General features: G+C 56.7%; 9 protein-coding genes and 1 pseudogene. 4 read left to right on the top strand and 6 right to left on the bottom strand.

The annotated features are described in order from the left end of the window. Positions 1 to 121: 121 nt before the first annotated feature. Together ACRQ1B_RS27790 and ACRQ1B_RS27785 are read right to left on the bottom strand one after the other, a co-directional pair. Positions 122 to 827 (bottom strand): annotated as a pseudogene (locus tag ACRQ1B_RS27790) (OB-fold nucleic acid binding domain-containing protein); the annotation flags it as partial. A gap of 193 nt (positions 828 to 1020) precedes the next feature. Next, on the bottom strand, positions 1021 to 4740 hold the full coding sequence (locus tag ACRQ1B_RS27785; RefSeq protein WP_432297451.1) for a type III effector HrpK domain-containing protein: 3720 nt from the start codon (positions 4738 to 4740) through the stop codon (positions 1021 to 1023). Between the two features lie 135 nt (positions 4741 to 4875). Between ACRQ1B_RS27785 and ACRQ1B_RS27780 the strand changes: the two genes are divergently transcribed. Further along, the gene (locus ACRQ1B_RS27780) at positions 4876 to 5073 is read left to right on the top strand and encodes a diguanylate cyclase (RefSeq protein WP_432297449.1); all 198 of its coding nucleotides are present in this window, start codon (positions 4876 to 4878) and stop codon (positions 5071 to 5073) included. Positions 5074 to 5134: 61 nt separating this feature from the next. On the opposite strand, the gene ACRQ1B_RS27775 is transcribed toward ACRQ1B_RS27780, so the two are convergent. Continuing rightward, positions 5135 to 6640: an ISL3 family transposase gene (locus ACRQ1B_RS27775; RefSeq protein WP_432297447.1), complete on the bottom strand. Its 1506-nt coding sequence runs from the start codon at positions 6638 to 6640 to the stop codon at positions 5135 to 5137. 541 nt (positions 6641 to 7181) lie between these two features. Next, positions 7182 to 8168, bottom strand: coding sequence for a magnesium/cobalt transporter CorA (corA, locus tag ACRQ1B_RS27770; RefSeq protein WP_432297446.1), 987 nt, complete (start codon positions 8166 to 8168; stop codon positions 7182 to 7184). Positions 8169 to 8198: 30 nt separating this feature from the next. Between corA and ACRQ1B_RS27765 the strand changes: the two genes are divergently transcribed. The 3 genes from ACRQ1B_RS27765 (at position 8199) to ACRQ1B_RS27755 (ending at position 11691) form a co-directional block, all read left to right on the top strand. Beyond that, positions 8199 to 9301 (top strand): IS3 family transposase gene (locus ACRQ1B_RS27765; RefSeq protein ID WP_432297445.1). Its coding sequence is split into 2 segments (ribosomal slippage): positions 8199 to 8460 and positions 8460 to 9301, totalling 1104 coding nucleotides; the frame shifts between segments, so codons are not numbered across the junction. Positions 9302 to 9561: 260 nt separating this feature from the next. Next, positions 9562 to 9951, top strand: coding sequence for a hypothetical protein (locus ACRQ1B_RS27760; protein WP_432297444.1), 390 nt, complete (start codon positions 9562 to 9564; stop codon positions 9949 to 9951). A gap of 66 nt (positions 9952 to 10017) precedes the next feature. After that, a complete protein-coding gene (locus ACRQ1B_RS27755; protein WP_432297443.1) occupies positions 10018 to 11691 on the top strand; it encodes an IS66 family transposase in 1674 nt (557 codons plus the stop codon). A 600-nt stretch (positions 11692 to 12291) separates the two neighbouring features. Here ACRQ1B_RS27755 and ACRQ1B_RS27750 read toward each other — a convergent pair. Together ACRQ1B_RS27750 and ACRQ1B_RS27745 are read right to left on the bottom strand one after the other, a co-directional pair. Next, complete coding sequence (locus tag ACRQ1B_RS27750) at positions 12292 to 12864, bottom strand: hypothetical protein (protein WP_432297442.1); 573 nt, start codon at positions 12862 to 12864, stop codon at positions 12292 to 12294. Between the two features lie 11 nt (positions 12865 to 12875). Further along, positions 12876 to 17468: a DNA/RNA non-specific endonuclease gene (locus ACRQ1B_RS27745; protein WP_432297441.1), complete on the bottom strand. Its 4593-nt coding sequence runs from the start codon at positions 17466 to 17468 to the stop codon at positions 12876 to 12878. Between the last annotated feature and the right edge of the window lie 20 nt (positions 17469 to 17488).

Here is a 17488-nt window from a genome sequence, read left to right as displayed (position 1 = left end):
CGTCGTCTCTCAGCCTAGAGGCGTAGGAGGCCACTACGAACTGCCCCCATCAGCGCCTTACGGTGTCTGTCTCATGCCCTTGAGGAGATCTAACCTGCGGCCCGTTGTTCGAGATCAAATCTCAATGAAAATTTCGCGCCTTCACCTTCAGCGTATCGATATGCAAATCTTTGACAAACATATCCCGAGGGGTGAGCACTGGCTTTGGCGGATTCGGCTCCGCCGTGGGCAAACTCGTCACCCCTGCCGGCCGGCATTTTGAACTCCGCATCCCGGTCCATCAGACCTGACAGATCAGCGGTCAAATCGAACAGTTGCTGGGCGACCAGATGCACGACCTCGCCTTCGCGTTGGATGCGTCCATTGATTGCCATCATGCTGGAGCCGAGCACGATGCGACGGCGTTTCTCGAACAGCGAAGGCCAGACGACGATATTGGCAGGGCCGGTCTCGTCCTCAATGGTGATGAACATCACCCCTTTGGCAGATCCCGGTTTTTGGCGCACCAGGACGAGGCCGGCGGTGTAGACGGAGCGGCCATCGCGAGAATTCATCGCCTGGGCGCAGGTGATGATATTGCGGGAAGCGAGATCCTTGCGGAGAAACGCGATCGGATGCTGTCGCAATGTCAGACCTGTATGGCCATAGTCCTCGATAACATTGTGGCCCTCGGTCATCTGCCGAAGGGCGACCTCGGGCTCATTTTGTTCGGCGATCGTCGCCATCTCGCGCTCAGCCGCCGCGGCAAACAGCGGTAGCGGCTCATCACGCAGCGCTTTGATGGCCCAGAGTGCGTCACGACGCTCGAGCTTCATGGATGGTCGGTACCGCTTTACCCCGACCTCCTGACAGTTACATCATCGAAATCGGCACCATGCGAAAAAGGGCAGCGGATGCTCCCTTTCACATTCACCCCGCCATACCTGGAGCGCATGACTTTGGGCTCAGACGAAGCTCACCGCTCTAACTGAGGCGGTGCGCAATACGGCCGAGCTCACCGAGCCCGGCTGTATCGACAGATCAGGACGTGCCTTCGCTGGTTTTGCCCCATACGTCGTCCGGTAGATCGCCGGGATCGCCGTAAGCCACGCCATCAATGTCGTATTTGCCGAGATACTGGTCGAGCAGGCTGGCAAAATCATCCTGTCTGGCCTGCATCTTGCCTTCTTCGATAAGGCCTGGAAGGAACATGGCAATTACCCCGACACCGGCGGCGAGAAGTCCGAGACCTCCGGAGACGGCGGCCATGACAGCCCTGGCCGCCGTCTGACCGGCAAGTGCCGCAGCACCTTCGCCAGCCGCGGCAAGCCCGGCAGCAATCCCGAGCGATCCTGCGGTGATATTGAGACCTCCGGTCACCGTGTCGCCTCTGTCCAGAGCGTTCTTCCCATCAAAGATGCTGTACGCACCGGCGACGATACCAGCCAGTCCGCCTGTTATCTTGGCTGCGTTTTCAAGCTTGCCTTGCGGTTTAAAGGCATCGTCGAAGAATGTTTTTTGTGTCGACTTCAAGTCGTTCTTTAGCTTCTTGCCAAGTTCACTCGCCGGGTCATCAAGCTTGGCATCTTCCAGAAACTGCTCTCTTCTCACCTTAAGCTGTTTGCCTAGTTCTGTCTTCGGATCGTCGGACTTGGCATCCGCTATGGTCGCCTGCCTGTCCGCCTTCAGCTTTTTGCCTTCTTCAGTCTGCGGGTTCTCCAGCTTTGCATCTGCGATCGTCTCTCCGCTGTTTTGTTTCGCGTCGTATTGCAGCAGTTCATCCAGATGTTTTTCCCGCACGGCATCGAGCTTGCTCTTGAGGTTACGTCCGGCCTCGGTCGCAGGATTTTCCAGCTTGGAATCACTGACGACACTATTCGTGACATGATCCTTGTAGCCCTTGATGCCGCCCTCCGTCAGAACCGTCACGGTCTGAACGGATCCGGTGACGATATCGACGATGTGTTTGTCGCTTAGCTGGCCGCTGTTCTGTACCCCCCTAGCGATGGTGACACCTGCCAGGAAGATACCGCTGACACCGTGCATGACGCCTTTATCTGAAAGAACCTTCAGATCGGGGTTGATCAGTCCCTTCTTGGTCGCCGCGTTCATCCATTCTTCGGGCATATCCGCCAACGCCTTGGTACCCTGGCGCATGACGTCCCAGCTGCCGCGGATCCCGGTCAGGATTGCATCAATGGCCTGCTTTTTTTCTTGTCCATTGACCACCAATTCAGGATTCTGGTTGACGAAGTCGGTGACGATTTTTTCCAGCTTCTCGTTGTCCAGCTTGTCGGATCCGTTTAGGCCGAAAACCTTTTTCAGATCGTCGAAGCTACCATCCTTGAACGTATTTTCATTCGCGACTCGATTGAAATTGCTTTCGATATCCTTGTCGAAAGTCTTGGTGAATTCCGAGTCGAGCGCAGCACCGTAGACAGCGACTTCCGAGCTAAACGTGCTGAGCGCTTCCTCGAAAGGTTTGTCCTTCATCAACTCTTCCAGCCGCTTACCCGAGGCAAGAGAATCCTTGTAATAGTCCTTGAACGCCTGGGCATGATCGGACTTGCCGATTGTCTCGCGGATTTCAGCGGCGCCATCCTTGATACCGAGGACATCCTGATAGATGCTCGCCGAGGAGTAGAAATCGGCGAGCGCCGTGAACTGGTCGGTCTTTCCGTCCTTGGTATTCGTCTTCCACAAATCGTCCAGAAGCTTGCCCGATTTTATTTCATCGTCGTAGCTTTTCTGGACGGCATCCTTCAGTCCCTTATTGTTGTCGAACAACTCCGCCGTTTTGTTAGCAGTATTCGTCTTCGTATATTCGACAACGGCGGGATCACTTTCCAGAATGCTGATCTTTTCATTGATATCTTTGAGGACTTCCTTGGGATCAGGGTTTGTTCCGATGGCAACCTTGCCATAGTCACTGCCCCACATACCGGCGCCGGCCCCGGCGCTGACTAACTGCTGAGCTTGAAACAATTCCTGCAGCGCAGCCGCCTTTTCCTGTGTGGAGCTCTTGCTGTCCGCCTTGAAGACTTCCTTATCCAGCTTGCTGGTATCGACATCTCCGACGGCATTGCCGCTGATGACGCCCGACAGGAAGGAGACGAACGACCCGGCATCCTTTGGCGCCTGCTTGTCCATCCAGTTGCTCAGGTCGTCCTTGCTGACCTTGCCATCCGGCTTGTATTTGAGTTCATTCTTCGCCGTATCGACCGAGAGTATGGCACCGGGCTGCGACCAGAAGCTCAGCGCTTCCTTTGTCTCGTCGCTCAGCCCCTTTGTCGTATCCATGTATCGTTTGGTTGCGCCGGCATCGAGATTATCCCCGCCACCTGCCTTTTCGCGGATCGTGTCGTAGTTCTCCTCGAGTATTGCCCCGTATTTGGCGATCTGCTTGGAGGCTTCGTCGGCATCGGGATTGGCTTTGATGTAATCCTTGTAGCTCTGGGTATCCTCTGCCTTGCCCTTGATGGGAGCAATATCTCCGAGATTGCCCTTGAGGGATGAAAAGCCATCCTTGGCAAAATCCTGAAGGCGACCGGCTTCCGTGCCGTTATATGCCTCGCGATCCTTGCTAAAGCCGTTGATCTCGCCATTGCCGGCATCGCCGCCGGAAAGTTCCTTGCCGTTGCTGTCGAACAGTTCCACATGCCGAAGAACCTGTTCGGCGCGGTACGCGGCATCGGCATCCTTGTCGAAATCGCCGACCCGCTCCTTCATCAGATCGCGGATACCACTGTGATCGCCAAGCTGCTTGAAGAGCGGATCACCTTCGATGATGTCCCTGGCGGAACGCTTGTCATTTTCGGGACGCTCCCATTCGATGCCAAGGTCTTTTTCGGCTCCTTCACGCTCATTCTTGTCATTGCCGGCATTCTTGTAGTCGTCGAGCTTGCCTTCGAGGCTGTCGAAACCGTATTTACCGAAGTCTTGGAGACGTCCGCCCTCCTTGTCGTGATAGGCCTCACCGCTGTTGCTGAAGCCATTGATCTTGCCATCGCCGACATCACCGTCGACCAGACGTTTGCCTTCCCGGTCGAATTTCTCGATATGATCGAGAACCTGTGAGGCGCGGTAAGCTGCATCGGCGTCATTCTCGAAATCGCCAACCTGTTCCTTGAGCAGGTCCTTGACACCACTCTGGCTGCCTAGATTCTTCAGCAGGCGATCGCCCTCGATGATATCCTTGGCGGAACGGTCATCGCCCTCCGGCCGCTCCCATTCGATACCGTCCTCTTCAGCTTTCTTGCGTGCCTCGGGATCCTCCACCTTGGAGGTCACGTCATTCAACTGGCCTTTAAGGTGGCTGAAGCCGTATTTGCCGAAATCCTGCAGCCGACCAGCCTCGGTGCCGTTTTTCGCGTCGTCGTTGCTCGTAAAGCCATCGATCTTGTCGTTATCGACGCTGTTGCCAACAATGCGCTTGCCGTCTCCATCGAACCTTTCAATATGCTCGAGCACCTGCGCTGCGCGATAGGCCGCATCCTCGTCCTTCTCGTAATCACCGACGCGTTCCTTGAGCACCTCTTCCACGGTTTTTTTGCCACCATCGGCGGTCTGAATTTTCGTGCCGCTCACGTCGTCGATCGGCGTGTCTTTCATGATCTCTTCGGCGGATCGCTTGTCGTCGGCCGGCTTTTCCCATCGGATCCCGACATCCTTGGCATTTTTCTCGGCCTGCTCCCAGACCTTTACGGATTCAGTATCACCGGAACCTGGGTTGGCACTGGTTGCTGAACTGACTTTTGCCATTGGATACGCCTCTCCTGTATCGTTAACGTTTGCGCCGTTTCGGCTAAGGATTACGGTAAGGTTAACCGTCACTGTGTGTACTGCATGTGACACGTAGTCATTCGCTTGACGTCGACACATGATTTAAACCGTTGAATGTTCAACGATACATTAGGCCGTGTTGAAGGAGACTGGTGCCTGAAGGAGATTGCATTTGCGATCTCAAACTCGATAAGTCGCCCCAGGGATATCTGCGCTCGGTATGGAGGCGAAGAGTTCGCAGTAATTCTCCCAAACACCTGTGAAGAAGATGCGCGAGCGCGAGCAGAGATGGCTCTGACGCACATTTGCTGACGTGCCGCTCTTACGACGCACCGATCAAGCGCGCTTGCAGCAGATCGAGCTTTGCTCTTCCTTACATCTTGTGTCTAATGAGCTTCAAGCGTGTGATCTGTCCTTCCGTTTGTCCATTCGACCACGGTGAGATGATCGCGTTTCTCACAGTGTCGAGGTCCTTTTCCACACCGCCGACGAACGATCCGACAAGACTGTTTCTGGCCGCTTCCAGCCACTCATGAAGCTTTCGGGCAGTCTTTGAGCGGATCATGGACTGGAAGTCACCGATGGCCGTACAGGCAATCACAAGGTCCGGGACGTTTACTTCGATCGCCGCCACGAGGATCGCTTCGGACTTGGCAAGGTCATCGCGCGCGGCGGTCAGGAGCCGAGCGATGACACGTGCCGATGGCGTTCTGGCGAGCCCGCTCTGATTGGCCTTTTCCGCAAGAAGACGGCGTTGAGCCCATTGCGATACGACGCCACTCTGTCCCGCAAAGCCCTTCGTCTTCATCTCACGCCAGAGTGCCGAAGCGTTCCGTGCCCCTTCTTCCCAACGGCTGTTGAGCCAAGGCAGCCAGCTATCCAGAGTGCTGGGCCGCGTTCGGAACACGTCGAGACGTTGTCCCCTCAAAACGTCGCGAACGAGCTTCCGGCTATGGCCGGTTTGCCGCACAATCTGCCGAATTGATGTTCCTTTCTTCGACAGCTCCCGAACTGCCTCGTTCGTTTCCTGGCGGCGCAGATACCCCTCATACTGCAGCTTCTCAGCATAGGTCAGAAGCTTTGGATCAACCACATTGCTGCCGACCGCCTGCCTGATCTGTCGCATCGACTTGCCAACTGCATCGAGAAAGGCTCGGCTGGAATTCTCTATTAGGTGCCAGCGATCAGCAACCTGCTCAGCATTAGGCAGCGCCTTCGCTATCGCCTCACCATAACCGCCGCCCCGATCGCGAGCGACGGTGGAGATCGACTGATGCCCAGCAAGCCAGGCTCGAGACGTGTCCAACGCTCGATCTGGTAGGAGGGTAACGGGCTTCCGCCGCTCCAGATCGCAGACGATCGTCCCATAGGTTTGGCCTCGCCGGAAAGCAAAATCATCAATGCCGATGACGGTGAGTTCATTGTCTCGATCGGCAATACGGCGGCGAACCACCCGCAGCAGCGTGTCATTGCTTACTGGTACCATCAGACGATTGGCAAAGGCCGCCGCCGGTCTGCCTCCAAGCGCCAAACCAAGATGGTGAACTATGGTCTCCAGCCGCTGGGTGCGCCGACCGTAACGTGCCAGCACGCCACTATCGAACTGTTCGCAGAAGATTCGCCGACCGCACAGAACGGCATCGCACCAGAACCGACGCGCCACGATCGCCAGCTCAACTCGCCGACCGCTAAAGGGCAGGTCAGCGGGCCGGCGTAGATATCGGCTTTGAACTCGCCGGCTTTGCCGACCACATGAGGGGCAAGTTCCTGAGGCAGCGCGTGATCGCAACCGAACTTGAACGCACTCTGCGACAACCGTTACTTCATCGACTGCAAAGCCGGACGGCGCGAGGCGCGCTTGTTGAAATCGTCGTTGCATATTTGATCCTCCGGTGAACCAGCGGAAGCATCGTCTTCAACAGCAGCAAATGTGAGTCAGAGCCTATTTTCGGGCTCTGGAGTTCTTTGGCGCTGAAGATGCGGAAAAACAATCGCTGCCCCAGCTTCCAGCGCCGTTTGGGCTGCAGCGATATCCTACCCTCCTCCAGCGCAGCTAGTCGCTGCCATAATTCTCTTTTCGTAACAATTCCGCTTGATGACGTTGCCGGCAGCTGGAGGCTCGGCCCGAGCGAATATTTTGAAATCGACTGCCGTTATAGATTGACCATCAGCCCATAACTTTTGCGCGTTTGAGTGCCAAAGGAGGCGCTGCTGCGGCTTCCCGCTGCCCATGGGCAACTGGAGCCAGGTTGTATCCAGATTAGGCCCGTGGTGAAGGCCGAGTTTCGATGACGGGTGGCCGACTGCCAGTCCTAGCAGCATTACCAGGAGTAGGCATCTGACGAAGCATCCGTATCCGACAGGAGATCACGTGCATTATCCGCCATCATTGTCAGGAAATACCGCCGATCGGATTTCATTTATAGCCAACGAGCTCTCTTGAACCTGAGGTAGAGTACGGAACACAATGCTACGATCACACCGATGACAACGTAATAGCCATACCGCGTCGTCAGTTCGGGCATGTTCTCGAAATTCATGCCGTATATGCCCGCTATAGCGGTCGGCACTGCAAGAATCGCCGCCCAGGCTGCCAGTTGCCTGGTAATGACGCCCTGCCGTTGCTGTTCGAGAAGATTGGAGGCTTCGAAAACCGAGGTTATGATTTCCCGAAGCCCGGCGACCATGTTTTCGACCCGCCGGACATGGTCATAGACATCCTTGAAAAACGGCTTGGCATTCTGATCGACGCAGGGCAGTTCGAGATTGGTCAGCTTGCCAACGACTTCAGCCATGGGGCCGAGAGCGCGCTGAAATTTGATGACCTGCCGGCGCATTCGGAAAATTCGCCTGATCTGTTCCGGCCCGAGAAAGGAGACAAGGACATGTTTCTCCATCTCCAGAACCCGATCTTCGATCGTTTCGACCATTGGCAGATAACCATCCACCACGAAATCGATGATGCCGTGGAGCACATAGTCCGGCCCCCGTGCGAGAAGTTGCGGAGATTGCTCCAACTGTTCACGCAATCCGGTATGGGCAATTGCCGATCCGTGTCTGACCGTGACGATATGGTTGCGGCCGACGAAGACACAGGTTTCGCCATAGGCGATCTTGTCCGATTCAAGGTGTGCTGTTTTCACCACGACGAAAAGCTGGTCACCGTAGATGTCGACCTTCGGGACCTGTTTGCCATTCATGGCGTCCTCGACCGCCAGCGGATGGAGATCGAACATGGCCTGGAGATCAGACATTTCGTCTGCCGTCGGCCCGGTCAACCCGATCCAGATGAAATCCTGGTCCCTAGCTTCAAAGCGCTGGGCCGAGAGTGGCACATTCTCGGCACGCTTGCCGTTGATCTGAACCCTGCAAACTGGACCATTTTTGGCTAGAGTTTTCCGGTGCATTTTTCCTGGCTGGGAAAGGAACGGAAGACGATGAAAGCATCGCAGTTTTCGGACGCACAGAAGGCGTTCATTTTGAAGCAGGGTGATGAAGGCGTGACGGTTGCAGAGATCTGCCGGAAGGCGGGAATCAGCCAGGCGACCTATTTCAACTGGAAGAAAAAATACGCCGGCATGCTGCCGCCGGAGATGAAGAGGCTGAAGCAGCTCGAGGACGAGAATGCACGGCTGAAGAAGATCGTCGCAGATCTAACACTGGATCGGGAGATGCTGCAGGACGTCATTCGCCGAAAGCTCTAAGGCCTGCTCGCAAGCGGGAGATGGTGAAGAGCATGTGCCGGGATTGGGTGGTCTCGATCCGGCGTGCCTGTGGCGCACTGAACTTCGATCTGTCGACCCACCACTATATCTCCCGCCGTCCCGATCAGGCCGGTCTTGAGCGTCGTATCCGTGAGATCTGCGAGACCCGCGTCCGGTACGGTTATCGTCGTGTGCATGTGCTTCTGGAGCGCGAGGGTTGGGGTACCAACATCAAGCGAACCTACCGTATTTACAGGGACTTGGGCCTGCAATTGAGGAACAAGACGCCCAAACGCCGGGTGAAAGCCAAGCTGAGGGAGGATCGACAAATGGCAGTCGGACCGAATGATGTCTGGGCGATGGACTTCGTTCACGACCAGCTCGCCACCGGCAAGAAGCTGCGTGTTCTTACAGTGGTTGATACCTTCTCACGGTATGTGCCAGTGCTTGATCCTCGGCACAGCTATCGCGGTGAAGACGTTGTGCAAACGCTCGAACGAGTATGCCGCCAGGTTGGTTATCCCAAGACGATCCGTGTCGATCAAGGGACGGAGTTCGTGTCGCGCGATCTGGATCTTTGGGCCTATGCGAAGGGCGTGACGCTGGACTTCTCACGTCCTGGCAAACCGACCGACAACGCCTTCATCGAAGCGTTCAACGTCCGCTTCCGGGCGGAATGTCTGAACCAGCACTGGTTCCTGACCCTTGCGGATGCCCGCGAAAAGATGGAGGATTGGCGTAGAGACTACAACGAGGTTCGGCCACATGGTGCAATCGGCAACAAAGTCCCGATAGCGCTAATGAATCCGGGAAGCGTAACCAGCCCGCCTCCCTGACTGACGCCGGCAAACTCTAGCCTCCGCTGGTCCAGAAACCTGGGGCGGTTCATTGATACGACGGACTCTACCAAAATCTGGAGGAAGTTCAGGGGCTCAGGTCAGTCTTCACGCACGATCTGGTTTTCGTCAACGATTTGAATGATAGCGCCCAACGACAGGGAATTTCCACAAAACTTGCTAACCTATCGCGCGGACCGGATGGGACCGGGATCGTCGGCGATGGTCTGCCCTGGGATCACTCTGGCGTTAAAGCCAGAGTGGATCGCCTCGAGAAGGAGCAGCGGGCCGCCAAGCTATTGTTTGATACCCACGATGATGAAGCATACCGCAGCGCGTCCGTGAGGCTGTATGGATTCCTGCGCGCTACCTGGGAGCGCGCTCTAGAAGAAATCGTGTTCGCAGGCGTTCTTATTCGCCACAGGGACTACATCGATACAAAAAACCTCAAGAAGGTTTCCGCCCTGTTAGAAGCGGATGCAGAATCGTTTAGAGCCGCATTCAAGAAGTGCAGCGATATCATTGAGGCACATGACCCGTCGCGTGTCCGCAATGAGGAACCGCCGGGTCCAGCAGAAATACTGCAGGACATCAACGAACTTGCTGCCTGGACGGAGGCGCTGCGCGCTCGTCAGAAAGCGATCCCGTGAGTAACTGGAGCAAATCCGGTGACAGAAGGGATTCCTGTTTTTTGTAAATCATGATTCACTGCCTTTATGACGAAGCGCCGCCTTCCTATGGTTGAGCATGCCGATACGTTGTCGCTGAAGGCGCTGCGCGAGCTGGTGACCGGCCTGATGGAGCGGTCTGATCGAACAGACATCCGGATCGAGAATCTGGAGTCGGAAAACCACAGGCTCCAGGGCGAAAACGACCAGCTAAGGATCGATAACACCCGGCTGAAGGTCGACAACCAGCTTCTGCGCGACGAGATTGCGCGGCTGAAAAGTCTGCCGCCGCGCCCGCCGTTCAGACCCTCGGGCATGGAGACTGCAACCAGCGACAAGACGGTTGGCAGCAAGGGGAAGCCCATACGGCGCCGCGGTCCCAAAGGCGACACGGGCAAAATCACCCGTGTAGAGGTTCTGCCTGCCAATGCTCCGCCGGGGTCGCGCTTCAAGGGCTACAAGGATTGCGTCGTGCGGGATCTGATCGTGCGGGCCGAGGTGGTGCGCTATCGCCGCGAATGCTGGGTGACGCCGGATGGCCGCACGATTACCGCTCCGATGCCGACAGGAATCCGGGGTGGCTACGGCGTTAACCTGCAACGCTTCTGCCTGATGCTTCACAGCCATGGGCAGGTCACGACGCAACGACTGACGACGCTGCTCAACGATGTTGGCGTCGAGATTTCCAAGCGCCAGGTGGTCCGGTTTCTGACACAAGGGCTGGATGGCTTTCATGCGGAGGATGCCGCCGTGTTGCATGCCGGCCTGGCCTCGGCGGCCTTCGTCACGGTCGACGACACAGGTGCTCGCCATGCCAACCGCGATTTTTATACGACGCATATCGGGGGCGAACATTTCACCGCCTTTCGCACGGCAAGCTCGAAGTCGCGGCTGAACTTTCTGGCCCTGCTGCGGGGCAACTATCAGGACTATGTCCTCAACGATGCCGCCTTCGCCTTTCTGGAGGATCGTCAGGTGGATCCCGCGCTTCTGGCGCAACTGAACACGCGCGAACCGCAGCGATTTGCCAATCAGGTTCCATTCCTCGAATATCTGGTTGAACATGGCATCGATATCTTCGACAGAGACATGCTCCGCCCATTTGCCGAAGCCGGCGTCTGGGGTGCGATCCGCCATCATGGTCTTGTCGGCAATGCGGTGATCGTCTCCGACGATGCCGGACAGTTTCGGGTCGGCACTCATGCGCTCTGCTGGGTCCACGCAGAACGGCTGCTGCACAAGCTGATGCCGGCGACGCCGCGCCAGGTAAGACATGTCGAGACCCTGCGCGAGCTGATCTGGCTCTTTTACAAGCAGCTGAAAAACTACCAGCGAAGTCCAGGCCGACGGGAAGCGCATGGCCTGCGTGTCCGGTTCGATCGGATATTCTCGATCAAGACCGGCTATGGCGAGCTCGATAAACTGTTGTCGCGGCTGAAGCGCCGCAAGGCCGAGCTGCTGCGCGTCCTGGATAGGCCGGAAACGCCGCTGCATACGAACGCGTCGGAACGAGATCTGCGCGGTTTTGTGATCAAGCGCAAGATTTCCGGCGGTACGGTTAGTCGAGACGGCAGGCTGGCCCGTGACAGCATGCTTGGCCTGATAAAGACCTGCCAGAAGCTTGGCCTGTCGTTCTGGCATTACCTTGGTGATCGACTGGGCATTGGCGACGGCCATCATCCTGTTCCGCCCCTCCCCTATCTGGTTGCGGCACGCGCTTAAAAGCGTTCGGCGCCGCCTTACTCAGCCAGCCGGCGGCGACCGGGACTGCAAAATCTGTTGGCATCGCCACCAAATCCGCCCCGCTTACGGCGCATCAGGGCTGATATGCCGATTTTCGCTAGATCGTAAGCCATTGATTTTATGGTAAACGATCTTTTAAAAGAACGCTATATGAATATTTAAATTCGCCACATGGTATGATTGGCGGTTGAGGTTCTAACCATCGATAAGTACCCCTTATCGATGGTAGATCGACAACTGCCGCAAATCACTCTGTCGGCCGCCCAGGATGAGCGGAAACGCAAGTTTTTCCGGTCTTTCAGGTAGATGATTTCGGCGAGGGTTGGTGGAAGGCGGATTACAGTGTCGGCATCAGTCTAACACGTCGGGGGGGAGCTGGCTCCAGCCAAACGCTGCTGTAGGATGACCGCCATCGGGAGCATTCCGGCCAATGTGGAAGATTTCAGCGATCCTCGCAGGCAATAAGCGGAACCATTCCAAGGAGATTGGTTCCGCTTAATCAAGCTGATCGACATGATCCGAACTTGTTGGTGACAAACGAACCCTGAAAAAGCACCTATATGCGTGGTCAGGCCGTAATCAATTCTCAGCAGTCGCACCTTCGAAGGTGCGGGGCAACGCGTCGTATCCTGTGCCGAGCAAAGTCTTGACGTCGTCGGTTTGCGTTCTTCGAATGAACTCTATCAGGCTTGTCCCGGCATAACGGATCGAGAGGCAGGCACGATCAATCACGTAGAATTTGAATAGGCCGTCCTTATCGCGCCGCCAGCACAAATATTCGCCATTAATGCTGTTGCCGTAGAAACGCAGATCGTCGAAAAAGCTCGCGATGTCACGGCTTTCTTCGTCGTAGGGCTCGAGGCAGTCAATGTCTCCGACCTCAAATCCATCCTCTCGTTGTTGATCCACAAGCCAGTGAACCTGCTCGTGGAGGTCGGCTCCGCGAATGAGTAGACCGTCATTGCCGAACATGCTGAAGGGCATCTCGATGACGAAAAGGCCGTTTGCTGTGCCGTATCCAAATGTTTCGGCGAAAGTTTTGTATGATGGCGGCAATGCGCCGATTGCAGTTTCGACGGCGGAAATTTCTTCAGCTACTGCCGTACGAGTGACATTTGTACGGTCGAAAAGCTGGGTGACGTCGTCGCTCATCTAGGATCCTCCTACTTTCTATTTTGCCGAAGACCATTCGGTACTATCGTCGACGCCAACATTTCACCCGCAGACGTTCTGGCAGTGATAGCGATCCCGGTCGGCGTTAAGTTGCTACCGTTATATATCGGTATTGCGACGTAGGTGACGCTACAATTTGGATTATCCCGCAGGAACTTGCGAACCCTGCCTTCAATCCGGCTCATGCCCGGATGATTCGAGCCGTCCGTCAGGGTCACGAGGTTGCGGGCGTCGCTGCCGGAACCACCCAGGGTGTCGGCGAGAAGGTGGCTTCGCTGTTGGAAATGCGGCGCGTTGCCCGATTTAAAGCCGGGCGGATTGAACGTCGGTGGCGACGAGCCGGTAGGTCTGAGATCCTTGCTGGTGAGCGTCGCCCACACCCCGGTCGGTCGGCCATGGCCGTCAAGCGGGCCGTAGATAGGCGAAAGACCCGCCGGGTCGACCTCGTTTAGCGGATTGTCGACGTAGCCATGCGGTCGCGGCCCGCCGCGGATTCCCAAGGGATCCGGCGTGACATAGCAGACAGCGAGGTTGTCGTAGTACCTGTAACGGTTGTAAGTTAAACCTGACTCGTCGTCTTCCCATTGGCCCTGGAACCGGATCGGACAAAACTGCGTGGCATCCAGCGTTTCCGGATCCTCGGCTTTCAGCGCGAGGTTGCCTTGCGTGAACCAGCGTCCGGGCGCGGAGCCCGGCCCCGCATCCCCAGCCAATCCCTCACGGTGGGATGCCATCCACACAGATGCGTCGCCACCGCGTGGCGCGTTGTCATTGGCGATTTGCCCTGACCATAATCTGCGTATGCTACCCCAGGTCGTGTATTCTACTGCCCAAAGAGGTACTCCGGTCTCGCTGAAAAGCTCACGCGGCGAGCCGATGTGGTCCGTCACTACATAGGAGAGAAGATCCTTCCGAATTGCGCTGGTGGGTTCAACGAATGAAAGACCCTCACCCCGCCCGGCTTCTCCTTCTCGGCTCAGTTCCTGCCGGGCCAAAGGCCGGTAGCCACCCGGCTCGTAGTGCCAGTGGATCGCGCCAAGCGCCGTGCCATCCACGCCAAGAGGAATTTCCTCTGCAATAGTGTCACCGTCCCACAAATAGAGCGTCCCGCCAGAGCGGGCTTGGCGCCTCCACATAAGCTCGCTTTCGGAAGCTGGCATTGTGCCCTGATCCTTGAAGATACGCTTCCACAGCCGCCGTCCGAAAGGGTCGTAGCCATAGCGCCATCGCTGTCCTTCCGGCGTGTCGCACTCGACGAGCCTGTCCGCCGCGTCCCACCGATAGCGCCAGAGACGTGGCCTGAAGCCTTTGCGTTCGACACGGCGTTCGATGACCCGACCGCGGACGTCCCATTGCAGGGATACCCGCTCCCCATTCGACCCGCGTGCCTCTTGCGGTCGTCCGCCCTTTGCTGTCAGCCATTGCAAGAACCCGACGGAAGCCTGGTCCTGTCCAGCGATCCCGCCAGATGCGACGATGTTCTGTGCCTTGTCATAAGTGAAGTCCTCTGCGGCGCCATCGCCGAAGCGGGATTCAATGACCTGGCCATTGCCGTCGTAATCGTATCGGGTTTCGCCCCATATCGCGTCCAAGATGGCAACTGGCTCGTAACCTTGGCTCCACTGATAGGCCCTTGCGACTGCCGGAGTGAAGCCGAGCACTGCTGCATGCGGGGTCGGTGGCGACGACGCTTGGTTGAGTGACGAGCCGGCGACTTGTCGCGTGACTTGCCCCATCCTGTCCCAAGTTTGATTGAGTACGAAGCCGGCCGCGCTCCGTCGTTCCATCTCCTGGCCGATGCGATCCCGGCGAAAATCCAGGGGCATGTGGTGGTCTATTGCAATCTGCGAAAGCGCTCCCATCGGGTCGTAGGCATAGGTGACCAGACGCTCGTCAATCCGCCGTTCGATCCTGTTGCCGCAACAATCATAGGAGTTATCGATGCGTCGACCGTTGACCGTCTCAGCTGTAATGCGGCCGAGCCGGTCTCGTTCAAGATCTACAGTAGCCTGATGGTTCTGCGCTCCGGCGATCAGGCCGCGCGAGTCGTAGCGGTAGGTTGTAATTTCCGGCGTTGACCCGTCCGGATCAAAAACGGCCTCCTCGGTGCGCAGACCGGTTTCGTCGAGTTTGTAGGTCGCGCGAGCGCCATCGGCGAATTTCGCCTGCACCACCCGGTCAGCAGCGTCATGCGCATAGTCGATAACGAGACCATTGAAATCGGTTTCACGGATAACGCGCCCGACGCCGTCACGCTCAAACGTCCATCTGGAACCGTTCTGATTCTCGATCGCGATCAGTTGCTCCAGGCCATCATATGAAAAGCGAAGCTTGCCGCCCTGGGGATCTTCCATCTCCGTCAGGAGATTGCTGGGGCCGTAGCCATAGCGGTAGACCACAGTTCGACCGGCGCTGTCAGTGATGCGCGTTACTGCTTTTTCGCGGTCGATCTGCAGCGTATGGGCGGCCCCGTCTGGACGTACAATGCGTCCCGGTCTCCAGAAATCATGGCCCGGCAGATCGGGATATTCGAGCGTCGTTGCCTCGCCGAGAGCATTTGTGACCGCGGTAACGCGATTGAACCCATCATAGACGAACTTGGTCTTGGCGCCGCGAAAGTCCGTTTGGGCGACGATATTGCCCCTGTCGTCATACTCACGCGTTTCACGCAAGCCGTCATGCCGCATAATGCCAACTGGCTGGCCGCAATCATTGTTTTTGAAATCGGTGCGTTGCGTCAACGCATCAACGATGCTGACGAGATTGCCTTTCTCGTCGTACTCGTAGTCCCAGCTGCTGCCATCGTCGTCGATAGTGACCTCAAGATTACCGTCTTCGTCCCAGTACAGAAAGGTCTCGCGGCCGGCGGCATCGGTGATGGTCTTAACGTGTCCGTTGGTATCGTAGCGATAAGCGGTGCGGTGGCCTTCGGGGTCGATTTCGGCGGTGACATATCCAATATCGTTATATTCGGTGCGCCTGATGTGGCCTAGCGCATTGATCTCGGCGGAAACTGTGCCTTCATTGTCAATGTAAAATTTTTCAAGCTTGCCGGCGTCGCCTCCGGGCAAATAGGTCGTGATACGCAACGCGTCGTCATAGGTGAAGCGATCGCCGTTGAACGGGCCATTGGTTTCGACGGCGACAACCCGATCGAGGTCGTCGTAACTGTGCCGTGCGATATAGCCATGGCTGTACTCTTGGCGGATTTTCCGTCCGCGCCCGTCATAAGTATAGACGACGGAGGTGCCGAAGATCGCGTCGGCTAGGATCATATTACCTGCGGTGTCGTAATCCCAGCGGACAACCGTCCGTGTCTCGCCGCTCACGCCCTCTAGGCTGGCCGCGATCCTCAGGTCGGCGGCATTGTAGTGAAAAGAAACACGCAGGCCTTCCGAGGTAGCGACCGCTTCCAGCCTGCCCTTGCCGTTGCGCGTAAATTCGACTCTGCTGCCGCCGCGGTTTTCGATACTCGCGACCCGCCATCTGCCGTCTTCGTACTTGTCGAAGTGGGTGAAGAGCCGGTCTTCTTTAAGCACGAGCTTGCGGTTTTCGCTGGCCGAGAGCTTGAGGGGACGCACCGTATCCCCCTCTTCCCAATGACCAGGTTTAGCAATAGGACGATCGAAATGGACGGGGAAGGCTTCTTCGTCGCGATAGCACAGCCGCCCGTCGGCAAGTTGCACGATGGTTGCGTCTAGATTGCTGGCGCGCATGCGGCCGAAAGGGCCATCTTCTTCGACCTCGAGCGAATAGACGCTTCCGATGACGAGCGGAATGACGCCAGGCAGGATGAAGGACGGATCCACATGAGCGGGAAAGCCGGTTGAGACCGAAACAGGATTGCCGCGCTTGGCGCAGCGACCGTTGCGGCGACGTTTGCGCTGTTCTCGCCGCTTGATTCTTTCCTCTTTTTTTGCCTGTCTTAGTCTCTTCAAACGCTCTCGCAGCTTGCGAAGACGTTTTAGTCTTTTTATGTACTTGGGAATCCTGCCGATCGGTACGACCTCGATGATTGAACCGGGAGCCAGGAATTCTCCTAGGTCCACGACACCGTCGTTGATAGTGTTGAAGAATCCTCGGCCGCGTCCTGCTTCGAGGTCAGCTAAGCGAGACTTTAAATTAGCAATATATTCAGGGCGAAGCGTATGATTACGCGCGAGTTGGACGGGATCGTAACTCTCCTCCTGTAGAATTGCTTCTTCGCTACGGATTTCGTCCCGAAGGAGCTCTTTCTGTGACACGAGTTCGTCGTATTCTGCTACCGTTCCATTATGGTTCGCTAACCCGTCCATGTCAGCTTGGATATCAGAGAGGTCGCTGTTCACGTCTTTCAGATCATTGGCGAGTTGATTGCGTGCGGCCGGATCAGTCTCCTCGGCGAGCGCCCGTTCAAGCTCAAGCTTTTCAAGTTCGAGCTCTTGTTTTTCTTGCTTTGCCTCTCGCAGCAGTTGATCAATATCGACACGGACTCTCGCAGCAGCGTTAGCCTCTTCCTCCCCGGTCGAGCTACCGTCGCGCGTGTTCACATAGACCTGTCTGCCCATTCTCCAGGCAATTTGAGTTTCACCACTGTCAGGCATCACCGGCTCCGGGAACGAAA

This window comes from Endobacterium panacihumi (assembly GCF_050847465.1).
Classification (GTDB): domain Bacteria; phylum Pseudomonadota; class Alphaproteobacteria; order Rhizobiales; family Rhizobiaceae; genus Neorhizobium; species Neorhizobium panacihumi.
This window is presented reverse-complemented; position numbering and strand designations above follow the sequence as displayed.